Below are 11,564 nucleotides of genomic sequence, written 5' to 3'. Positions count from 1 at the left end.
CCCCACACATCACCTGCCATTTCATTGAAGTTGGCGGTACCGACAACCATCGCTGGATAATGTTCATGAGACGTTCGTCCGCGACGATTTTCTTGTTGATAGCCCCCTTGTTGTAAGGGCTGGCGCACCGTTTGGAACTCATGTACCCAGCGGCCGTAGTACGTCATCAACTCATCAGCTCTTGCTGGTAATGGTAAAGTATTGGCGAGACGGTTCACCTGATAAAGGCCGGCTTTAAGGTTGGTTAAGGTGTGACGAGATTTCACAACATCATGTTTATCAAGGCATAGTTCGGTTGTTAAATGTAAGCCTGCACGCACATCTTCACTCTCAATGATTAGGCTAGATGGTGTTTGTTGAATATCCGTAATAGAGAAAACAGGCGCCCAGTCCAACCCATCTCGGTGTCCTTCTAATGCCGGACTGCTGAATACACCGCGTCCGAGCTCTGGGCTCAGTGACATAGCGACATCATTATCAAGGCGACCGTAAGGAACTGGCCTTTGAAGAGAAACACGAAAGTTCGTTAGATCGCCACGAACTGGTACTCCCCAATGCAGAATTTCGGCGAAATCACCAAGTTCAACGATCAGTTGCGAGTCTTTACCCGTAATTTCTACTAGGGATTTATTCGTCATTTTATTTAACCTTAACGCGTTTAATTACTCCGTATCATAATTATTGAGCTGAGAGTTTCTGTGATCAAACCCAAAATCATGAAAACGTTTCCATCAAATATTTTGAGATTAATAGATTCAAATAATACCCCCTAATTCAAAGATTTATGCCAACCACCACCTCAGTACATATGCTCCTAATCCTCAAAAATAGGGATATTCCACATTAAATAAAGCGCTATAACGTTAAAACAAACAGGAGCTTAACAACAATTAAGCCCTTAAAATTCATTACGTTATGGTGGATCTGTCATTTGAAAATTGGCTCACACACATTTCCTCTTGAACTCACCACACCACACTCGTATTCTTAACCTTTAGAGTACAACTATGAAGTGTCTCCCTGGGTCCTAACTTTTACATTCCAGCTTGACGGTATAGAACGCAATGCCTGTAGCCTAGCTTCGACATTGAATTTGATACTTGCTTCCTTGTCTCACATGCCCAGTTATCATTGACTGGGCTGCTTTTCCCCTCAAAAATAACCCTAATCCCTTGCTAGCTCTAGCCTTACATCATCATTACCGATATTCGAACACAACGAGCAACTTCAACTTTAGCGCACGATCAATCCCCTCAACACCTCTGAAATAGAAAACGATTCCATTAAAAACCCACAGAAACCTCTACAAAACTGCCACTACAAGCTCAATAACCTGATCAAAATCACACAAAATAATCACAAACCCATCAATAGCGTAAAAATGCCAACCTCATCATGAAAACGTTTCCATTGTTTATTTACACTCTCGCTCGAGTTAGGACTCAAACATAAAAATATCCATAAATAAAAAATAATGGAGACACTTCATGAAACAAAAAATGCTAGTTAAAGCATTAGGATTCACTCTTGCCCTCACCCCATTAATCAGCTTCGCTGCAGTGGAAAACGTAACGTATTTTGGTTATGCGAAATGGGGCAACATCTACACCGACAATGACCAACATAACGATGGCAAAGGAGAACGAAACGACGTTATTCGAGCAGGTCAAGGTTACGGTAACTACCGTTTAGGTAATGAACTGAATTGGTGGGAAGCGGGTGTGAAAGCCGATGTATGGCGTGACAATGACGCTTATTTTGATACCACGATTTATCTAGGCAGCGGTGATAGCTGGGGAGACGTAAGTACGATTCAGCTTTGGTCAGCAGGCCATGGTCTTATCGATGGACAACCTAACGCGAAAGTATGGGCCGGAGAACGTTTTTATCGTCGCCATGAAGTCCACATGATTGATGTTAAGTACTGGGATACATCCAGTACGGGTTTAGGTATTGAAGATTGGGATCTAGGGTTTGCGGATGCACATTTGGCCTGGATGGCGCCAAACTCGTCAAGTGACGATGGGCGTAGTCTTCACAATATTGATGCTCGCTTAAGCGGTATTGAATTGAGTGACACAGCGGATCTTACTCTTGGTTTGAACTACGTGACCACGCAAAACTCGAGCTACGACGATAAAGACATTACTACTTCTGGCGCAATGCTCTCTGCTCTTTACCGTCAAGCTTGGAACTACGGTTCAAACACCTTGGCCTTCCAATACGGTACTGATGCCTTAGCTGGCGGATTAATGAGTGCTGAAGGTGGTTCAGACAAAAAGTACAGCACTGGCGTCGAACATGATGGCTACAGCTGGCGTCTATTTAACCATGGTGATTTAAATATCAGTGAAGATGTTCAAGTCATGTACTCCATCGCTTATCAAGATAACAACCTAGATAACAACGATGGCGAGAAATGGTTCAGTGTCGGTGCTCGTCCTCAATATGCTTGGACAGATTATATGTCGACAGCACTTGAAGTCGGTTACGAAACGGTAGAAGCACAAAACGGCTCAGGCACCAATGATATGTACAAAGTGACTGTCGCTCAAATGTTCCAAGCTGGCAAAGGCGTATGGGCTCGCCCATCTATCCGTATCTTTGCAACTTACTCTGAATCCAACAACGAATGGGATCGTGGTAACGAGGTTTATGGAACGGCAACAAGCATCAACGCCGAGACTGTTGACGAGATTACCTTTGGTTTCAACGTGGAAACTTGGTGGTAAACCACAACACCCGAGCGTCTGTTCAATCAACAAATTGACGCTCAACACTGGAATAGCAATTTAACGGGGAAAGCCGATGTTTTCCCCTTTACTAAGGTAGCAATCAGATGAAATTAAAATCATTGGTGATCATTGTCGCGGCACTCACCGTTAGCGCATGCAGTGGAATACCTGAAAAGGAACTTAAGACTGATTTCAATGACAGTGCTTGCTGCTCTCAGCTAAGTGCGCTGCCAATGACGCAATTGTCTGTTCCATTCCACCAACAAGTGATTATGGACGGTCATTTACCGACCCTTTCCTCTTCATTGTTAAATGACAATACACAAGCGGATAGCCAACGCTTTCCGACCATCGCGTACCAAATCAGTGACACGACAGAATCGCTGTCCTTACTCATTCGTTCATACATTAAAAATGATGCGCTATTCGCACCGTCTATCTATGTCTTTGACAAACAATTACGACTGCTTGATCAATACAGTACTAACGACTTCACTTACTACCCGACAGCGATGCAAGGGTTAGAAAGAATTGAAGCATCAATTGCACTCGAACCTCAACGAAACAACGCGCAATTTATTGTGGTCAGCGCCGATAGCACTAAGTTAGATAGCGCCATCAATCGAATTCATCCTGAAGATCTGTATTCCGAATCTCAGCAGATTATTGGCAATAAGCAACTGCCGTTGACGGCCACGTTGAGAAGCGTAGGTGTCATTGATGTTACGGCGAGCAAATCAACAAACAGTGCGGTTTTGACTCTATTGGCTGAGCTTGGCGTTTCATCCAACAATGAGCCCGAAACCTTGGGTTCAAAGCGAGTTTCTCCACCATCAATTCAGACAGTTGAAACCAATCAAAAGGCGCAATGGTTGAATATCCAAAAGGACATTTACGAAGCCCTAAACAACAACGACATCAAACAAGCCGCATTTATTGCTAATCAAGCGGCCGAACAGGGCATGCCCGAAGCAAAAGATTATTTATTAAAACAGCTCGCTGAATAGCTGAATAAGCCAACAGAACAATACGTAAACCAACGATTTGATAACGGTCATCACGGCTTAAAAAACCGATGACTTAATAGAATTATTACCCATATTGAACACTTTAAGAGTAGGAATACCATGAAGGCATTTTCAAACATCATCCAAAGACGCGATTGGGAAAACCCACAGTCTGTGAATATCCACTGCCTTAATGCGCACAGCCCATTATCAAGCTACCGCAACCTTAAGCACGCTCGAGACGGCATTGAGTCACAACGTAAATCTCTTAATGGACAGTGGAAGTTCAAATACTTTGATGCACCTGAACAAGTTGACGGTGAATTTATCGAAACAAGTTTCAATGACTCACAATGGGACGAGATTGCCGTACCATCGAACTGGCAAATGCAAGGCTACGATAAACCTATCTACGCCAACGTAAAATACCCATTTGAAGTGAACCCACCGTTTGTACCGGCAGAAAACCCAACCGGTTGTTACCGCACTCAAATTACGTTGACTAAAAATGACCTAAAGAACACCCAACGTATTATCTTTGATGGCGTCAATTCCGCTTTTCATCTTTGGTGTAATGGCAATTGGGTTGGGTACAGCCAAGATAGCCGCTTACCTGCGGAGTTCGACTTAACTCAGTATCTAACTGCTGGCGATAATACACTGTCTGTTATGGTGATACGTTGGTGTGATGGTAGCTATTTAGAAGACCAAGATATGTGGTGGCTAAGCGGTATTTTCCGTGATGTGACCTTGCTAGCTAAACCAAAGCAGTGCATTGAAGATGTGTTCGTTACGCCTAATTTAGACGCATGCTATCGCGATGGTTCACTGTCTATTGTCACCAAAATTACGGCACCAGACACTTACCAAGTTCAGGTTCAACTGTTTGACGGTGAAAACGCGGTGACTGAACCGCTTATCGATCGCCCTCATAATAGACGAATTGACGAGCGTGGCACCTACGATGATGTGGTATTCCAAACTCTGCATGTTCGAGAGCCAAAGAAATGGAGCGCAGAAGTTCCTAACCTCTACAGAATTGTCGTGTCATTGCTCGATGAACAAGGTAACCACCTAGAAAGTGAAGCTTATCAAGTTGGCTTCCGTAAAGTCGAAATGACAGACGGTCAGCTAAAGCTAAACGGCAAACCGCTATTGATTCGCGGCGTAAACCGTCATGAGCATCACCCAGAGTTAGGGCATGTAATGACAGAAGAAGACATGATCCGCGATATCTGCTTAATGAAGCAGTACAACTTCAATGCTGTGCGCACCGCACACTACCCGAATCACCCACGATGGTACGAGCTGTGTGACGAATACGGTTTATACGTGTGTGATGAAGCGAACATCGAGACCCATGGCATGCAGCCTATGAATCGCTTGTCTGCGGATCCGCAATGGGCACACGCTTATATGAGTCGTTATACGCAAATGGTCATGCGTGATAAGAACCACCCTTCTATCATCATCTGGTCTTTGGGTAACGAGTCGGGACACGGCAGTAGCCACAATGCGATGTATGCTTGGTCGAAACAGTACGACCCTTCTCGCCCGGTACAATATGAAGGCGGAGGTTCAAATACCACCGCTACCGATATCATTGCGCCAATGTACGCACGCGTTAACAGTACAATCGAAGACGATGCCGTTCCAAAATGGTCTATCAAGAAATGGGTTTCTCTGCCTAACGAGCAACGCCCGCTTATTCTTTGCGAATACGCACACGCAATGGGCAATAGTTTAGGTAGCTTTAATGATTACTGGGATGCATTCAGAGAATACCCTCGCCTACAAGGCGGTTTCATCTGGGACTGGGTTGACCAAGGATTAAGTCAGTGGGATGAAAACGGTGAACACTTCTGGGCCTACGGTGGAGACTTTGGCGACATCATCAACGACCGTCAGTTCTGCATCAACGGTTTGATCTTCCCAGATCGCAGCGTACACCCAACGTTGGAAGAGGCGAAATACTGCCAGAGAATGATCAATGTGACGTTAGCAGAACAAACTGAAGCTCAATGCCACTTGAATGTAACCAATGAAAACCTGTTCAGAGCAACCGACAATGAAATCTTACGCTGGCAATTACTCAAAAATGGCATCGTGATTCAATCAGGGCAACAAGTCTTATCCGTTGCTGAAGATAGTAAACAAGAGCTAGTAATTGACCTTGCTTTCACGCCAGAAGCACAAGCCGAATATCATCTAAACACAGATATTACTCTGATTTATTCGACTAAGTGGGCAGAAGAAGGCCATGTTTGTGCAACAGAGCAGTTTGCTTTACGTAACCATGCTGGCTTGCAACTCCCTAGCACTGCAAATGCTTTGGCTCCTCAGTTAAATCAGCAAGACAATAAAGTCGTCGTGTCTAGCCTAGATGAAACACATCAATGGCAATGGGATACAGAGAGTGGATTGTTGACCCACTGGGTCGTTGATGGGCAACCGCAAGTTATCAAGGCACCTGTCGACAACTTCTATCGTGCGCCGCTTGATAACGATATTGGTATCAGTGAGATAGACAACATCGACCCAAATGCATGGGCTTGTCGTTGGGAACTTGCAGGCATTGGTCAATGGGAACGTCAGTGTACAAGTTGTGTCGTGCAATCGCTCGCAGACTCAGTACAAGTAACGTCAGTATTCGCCTACCAATTTAATGGCCAAATCCAAGCGATTACAAAATGGCAATACACCTTAAATAACTTAGGTGAAATGAATATCGCGGTTGATGTCAACTTAGCCGATCACTTACCACCGATGCCACGCATTGGTCTTGAGATGGAGCTACCTTTACCACTCGAAACAGCCAATGAAACTCCGGTTTCGTGGCAGGGATTAGGTCCTTTTGAAAACTATCCAGACCGTTTGGCCGCTGCTCGATTCGGTTTACACAAACAGACACTGGATAAGATGCATACGTCGTATATATTCCCAACCGATAGCGGGTTACGTTGCGGAACCAAAAACTTGAATGTTGGAAATATTGGGATCGAAGGCGATTTTTCATTCAGTGTGAGTCAGTATAGCCAGCAACAATTAACGGATGCTAAGCATACTAATGACCTGACTCGTGAAGAGAAAATCTATGTACGCGTAGATCACCAACATATGGGCGTTGGTGGTGATGATTCTTGGAGTCCAAGTGTTCACCAAGAGTTTCAACTCACCGACAATCAATATCGTTATCAGGTTACGCTAACAAGCGCATCGTAAGTAAATTCGGGCCAAGTGGTTTGCTCTAAAGCCACTTGGTTCCCTATTACTTTGGGTTACCTGTGATGACCTTACTTCACGCGACAACAGCTCACACGACAGCAGTTCAAACGACAACAGTCCACACGCCAATGTGACTAAAAAGCCAAGTTCAAATCTAGAGCTTGGCTTTTTATTTTTAAACTAATCAACCAACAAAAAATAAACCATCAAACCTCGTCATATTTGATGTTTAGTATTTGAATTGGCTAACTATCCGTTGTTAAATGTCCAACCACCAGCACACAGCATTATATTCAGAATAAGAGAGCGGAATGGCTACCATTAAAGATGTTGCGAAGGAAGCAGGCGTATCAATCGCGACCACCTCTCGAGTAATCAACAATGCACCTCACACCAGTGAAACCGCAATTGCGGCGGTAAAAGCCGCTATGGAAAAACTCGGTTATCGCCCAAATGCCAACGCCCGTGCATTGGTCAGCAAATCTTCAAACGCGATTGGTGTACTGGTTAATGATGTTTCTGCCCCGTTCTTCGGCTCAATGATCAAAGCTATTGATACCGTGGCAAGTGAGCAAGAAAAACAGTTACTGATTGGCAGTGGCTACCATGACGCCACCAAAGAGCGTAATGCGATTAACTTGCTGATCAACAGCCGCTGCGAATCACTCGTCGTTCATAGCAAAGGCATTAGCGATGAAGAGTTAGTCAAACTGGCCAATGAAGTACCCGGAATGGTGCTGATCAATCGCATTGTTCCCGATATCGAAAACCGCTGTATTGCTCTCGACAACCGCCGCGGCTCTTACATCGCGACAGAGTATTTGATTAAAAACGGCCACAAACACATTGGCTACATCTGCTCGAGTCACGATATTGAAGATGCTCACGACCGCTTAGGTGGCTATTTGGATGCATTGAAAGATCACGGTATTGAATCGAACGATGAGTACATCGAATATGGTGAACCTGACGAGCTAGGCGGTGAGCAAGCCATGGTTAACTTAATGGCAAAAAACACAGATATCACTGCCATTGCCACGTACAACGACTACATGGCCGCAGGCTGTTTGGCGTTATTACAAGAAAATGGCGTTCGTATTCCAGAAGATATGTCAGTTATTGGTTTTGATGACGGCCACATTGCTCGCTTTATTTACCCTAGATTGACCACCATTCGCTACCCAATTCAAGTCATGGCTAATCAAGCGGTTAAGCTCTCTCTGCAACTCGCAAGTGACGAGCCAAAAGAGCACCCGGAACATAAGCTATTTATGCCAATTTTGGTGCGCAGAGCCTCTGTTCGAAACATTAATTGAGAAAGCTCAGGGTAATAAAAACTAAGTCATTTCGTTCCTCGACACTTTTTACAACAAAGAAAATAGGATTGATTCGATGAGTTATCATTGAGTTAATCTTATTTTTCATTCCCCGCAAATACCCACCTATACTTAACCTGATCCATCTTAATCAAACGGTTACCCGTTGATTTTTTCACCAAGTGTCTAAATCCCTAGTGATCCTTGGTTGTTATTAGGTGAGCAAAGCAGGATAATATCGGGATCGGAATCTCAAGAATTAATCCATTATGACCGAATACCTTTTGTTGTTGGTTGGCACAGTGCTGGTCAATAACTTTGTGCTAGTGAAGTTTTTAGGACTATGTCCATTTATGGGAGTCTCCAAGAAACTGGAGACTGCGATTGGCATGGGCCTTGCGACGACTTTCGTTCTAACGTTAGCGTCAGTCTCTGCATACCTAGTAGAAACCTACATCCTTACCCCTCTGGGTATTGAATACCTGCGTACCATGAGTTTCATCTTAGTTATCGCGGTGGTTGTTCAATTTACGGAAATGGTGGTTCACAAAACCAGCCCAACTCTTTATCGCCTGCTGGGTATCTTTCTGCCTCTTATCACCACCAACTGTGCGGTATTAGGTGTGGCACTTCTGAACATCAATGAAAACCACAACTTCATTCAGTCGATCATCTATGGTTTCGGCGCAGCGGTTGGTTTCTCTCTTGTATTGATCCTATTTGCTGCAATGCGTGAACGTATTGCGGTTGCTGATGTTCCAATGCCATTCAAAGGTGCATCGATTGCGATGATCACAGCAGGCCTAATGTCTCTGGCATTCATGGGCTTTACTGGGTTGGTGAAATAAGCATGAGTACCATTTTAATTGCGATCATTGCGCTAGCCGTTTTAGCCGCTGTTTTTGGCGCTATTTTGGGCTTTGCTTCTATCCGTTTTAAAGTTGAAGCTGATCCTATCGTCGATCAAATCGACACCATTTTACCGCAAACTCAATGTGGCCAGTGTGGCTATCCTGGTTGTCGCCCATACGCAGAGGCGATCGCTAACGGAGACAAGATCAACAAATGTCCTCCGGGCGGCCAAGCAACCATAGAGAAGCTAGCAGATTTAATGGGCGTAGAAGTTGAAGACTCCGCTCATGACTTAGATAACAAAGTAAAAACCGTTGCCTTCATTCATGAAGATATGTGTATCGGCTGTACCAAGTGTATTCAAGCCTGCCCTGTTGACGCCATTGTTGGTGGTACCAAGGCACTGCACACAGTAATTAAAGATGAATGTACAGGTTGTGATCTATGTGTCGCACCGTGCCCTACTGACTGTATTGAAATGATTCCAGTGGCAACAACGACTGAAAATTGGAAATGGCAGATGAACATCATTCCTGTTACTGATATCACTAACCAAGCGACTGATGCGACTGCGTCAGAGCCTAAAGCATAGGGTTAGTATGATCTCTTTAATTGAACAAATTCGCACGGGCTCTATTTGGAACTTCCCTGGTGGCGTGCACCCTGCTGAAAACAAGAAACAGTCGAATACTACTGATATCGTCCATGCAAGGCTTCCAGAAGAAATCGTTCTTCCGGTGAAACAGCACATCGGTAAGCCGGGTAACCTATTGGTTGCTGCTGGCGACACTGTGTTAAAAGGTCAGCAACTTACTGCCTTAGATACAGGTTTTACGTTACCTGTACACGCACCAACATCGGGTGTGATTACCGCTATCGAACCGCGAACTACCGCTCACCCTTCAGGCTTGAGCGAAATGTGCGTGGTTATTAAACCTGATGGCCTAGACACTTGGAGTGAAAAAAATCCAGTTGAAGATTTTTCGACAAAGACTTCTGACGAACTGCTAGATGTGATTCGCCAAGCTGGTATTTCAGGCATGGGCGGCGCAGGCTTCCCTACGGCTAAGAAGCTTCAATCCGGCTTAGGTCGTACTGACATTTTGATCGTCAATGCTGCGGAATGTGAACCTTACATCACCTCTGATGACAAGTTGCTTCAAGAACATGCCGACGAAGTATTAAAAGGCATCGAAGTCGTTGAACACATTCTTCAACCAAAGCTGACGGTTATCGGCATTGAAGACAATAAACCAGGCGCAATAAAAGCACTTGAGATTGCAGCGAAAGACAAAGATATCGTCATTCGTGTTATCCCAACTAAGTATCCTTCAGGTGGTGAGAAACAGCTGATCAAGATCCTCACCAACAAAGAGGTTCCGGCTGGCGGCATTCCTGCAGACATTGGTGTTTTGGTTCAAAACGTCGGCTCGCTTTACTCAATTAAGAGAGCAGTAATCGACGGTGAACCAGTGATTAACCGCGTGGTGACTTTAACCGGTAAAACCTTTAAGCAACCTCGTAACGTTTGGGCGCTATTAGGTACACCAGTACACGAGTTACTAGAGGAATTTGGCTACAAAGCGGATAAAAAACTGCCACGTTTGATTTTGGGCGGCCCGATGATGGGCTTTACCTTGCCACATGCCAATGTGCCAATCACTAAAACGTCGAACTGTATTTTAGCGCCAACGCGTCGTGAGATCTCACCAAGCACTTACGAGATGGAATGTATTCGTTGCAGCGCGTGTGCTGAGGCTTGTCCTGCGTCTCTACTTCCTCAACAACTGCAATGGCATGCGAAAGCCAACGAGTTGGATAAGTGTGAAGAGCTGAATATTAAGGACTGTATTGAATGTGGTGCTTGTGCGTTTGTCTGCCCAAGTGAAATTCCTCTTGTTCAGTACTATCGCCAAGCGAAAGCCGAAATCAAAACAAGAAAAGACGAAGCGACAGCCGCAGAGCGCGCCAAGATTCGTTTCGAAGAGAAAAACGCTCGTATGGAGCGTGACAAAGCAGAACGTGAAAACCGCTTCAAGAAAGCAGCTGACAACCGTCGTAAAGATATGAAATCTGCGGATGGTGATGATGCGATTGCAGCTGCGATTGCTCGCGTTAAAGCGCTAAAAGCCGCGGCAGACCAAGCTCCTAATGCGGAACCAGCGGTGAAACCTGCGGTTGCGGCTGCGATTGCCAAGGCAAAAGCAAAACAAGCTGCGGCTCAGAAAGCGGATAGCGCTGAACCAGACAATTCTGAAATGTCGAAACTGCGTGAAGAACGTAAACGACAAGCTCGAGAGCGCAAGGCACAACAAGCAGCAGCCGAGACTCCAGCAGAAAGCTCAGGTGATGGCAAGAAAGATGCTGTCGCTGCGGCTATTGCTCGCGCTAAAGCGAAGAAAGCTCAACAAGCGGAGTCAGCTTCTGAC

The 11,564-nt window shown here is 45.0% G+C and carries 8 protein-coding genes; 7 read left to right on the top strand and 1 reads right to left on the bottom strand.

Annotated elements, in window-relative coordinates:
- The coding region (locus IQQ51_RS26690; RefSeq protein WP_322632738.1) for a glycoside hydrolase family 36 N-terminal domain-containing protein at nucleotides 1-638 on the bottom strand (638 nt) is incomplete at its 3' end.
- An 849-nt stretch (nucleotides 639-1,487) separates the two neighbouring features.
- Here IQQ51_RS26690 and IQQ51_RS05590 point away from each other — a divergent pair.
- The 7 genes from IQQ51_RS05590 to rsxC form a co-directional block, all read left to right on the top strand.
- Nucleotides 1,488-2,732: a carbohydrate porin gene (locus IQQ51_RS05590; RefSeq protein WP_052878987.1), complete on the top strand. Its 1,245-nt coding sequence runs from the start codon at nucleotides 1,488-1,490 to the stop codon at nucleotides 2,730-2,732.
- A gap of 107 nt (nucleotides 2,733-2,839) precedes the next feature.
- Entirely contained in the window at nucleotides 2,840-3,742 is a 903-nt protein-coding gene (locus IQQ51_RS05585) for a MalM family protein (RefSeq protein WP_193840562.1), read from the top strand.
- A 120-nt stretch (nucleotides 3,743-3,862) separates the two neighbouring features.
- The gene (locus IQQ51_RS05580) at nucleotides 3,863-6,964 is read left to right on the top strand and encodes a beta-galactosidase (RefSeq protein WP_193840561.1); all 3,102 of its coding nucleotides are present in this window, start codon (nucleotides 3,863-3,865) and stop codon (nucleotides 6,962-6,964) included.
- A 314-nt stretch (nucleotides 6,965-7,278) separates the two neighbouring features.
- Nucleotides 7,279-8,283, top strand: a complete 1,005-nt coding sequence (locus IQQ51_RS05575; RefSeq protein WP_048611573.1) for a substrate-binding domain-containing protein — start codon at nucleotides 7,279-7,281, stop codon at nucleotides 8,281-8,283.
- Between the two features lie 269 nt (nucleotides 8,284-8,552).
- Entirely contained in the window at nucleotides 8,553-9,131 is a 579-nt protein-coding gene (rsxA, locus tag IQQ51_RS05570; RefSeq protein WP_004734039.1) for an electron transport complex subunit RsxA, read from the top strand.
- 2 nt (nucleotides 9,132-9,133) lie between these two features.
- A complete protein-coding gene (gene rsxB / locus IQQ51_RS05565) occupies nucleotides 9,134-9,727 on the top strand; it encodes an electron transport complex subunit RsxB (protein WP_004734040.1) in 594 nt (197 codons plus the stop codon).
- 7 nt (nucleotides 9,728-9,734) lie between these two features.
- On the top strand, nucleotides 9,735-11,564 hold a 1,830-nt coding region (gene rsxC, locus IQQ51_RS26685; RefSeq protein ID WP_228012690.1), incomplete at its 3' end, for an electron transport complex subunit RsxC.

This window comes from Vibrio sp. OPT18 (assembly GCF_015163615.1).
GTDB lineage: Bacteria > Pseudomonadota > Gammaproteobacteria > Enterobacterales > Vibrionaceae > Vibrio > Vibrio coralliirubri.
Note: the sequence above shows the minus strand (reverse complement) of the source record. Positions and strands in the feature narration are given on the sequence as shown.

Bases quoted from the DNA above. Each gene is read 5' to 3' on its own strand.
- IQQ51_RS05590 (WP_052878987.1), top strand. From the start codon at position 1,488: ATGAAACAAAAAATGCTAGTTAAAGCATTAGGATTCACTCTTGCCCTC.
- IQQ51_RS05585 (WP_193840562.1), top strand. From the start codon at position 2,840: ATGAAATTAAAATCATTGGTGATCATTGTCGCGGCACTCACCGTTAGC.
- IQQ51_RS05580 (WP_193840561.1), top strand. From the start codon at position 3,863: ATGAAGGCATTTTCAAACATCATCCAAAGACGCGATTGGGAAAACCCA.
- IQQ51_RS05575 (WP_048611573.1), top strand. From the start codon at position 7,279: ATGGCTACCATTAAAGATGTTGCGAAGGAAGCAGGCGTATCAATCGCG.
- rsxA (WP_004734039.1), top strand. From the start codon at position 8,553: ATGACCGAATACCTTTTGTTGTTGGTTGGCACAGTGCTGGTCAATAAC.
- rsxB (WP_004734040.1), top strand. From the start codon at position 9,134: ATGAGTACCATTTTAATTGCGATCATTGCGCTAGCCGTTTTAGCCGCT.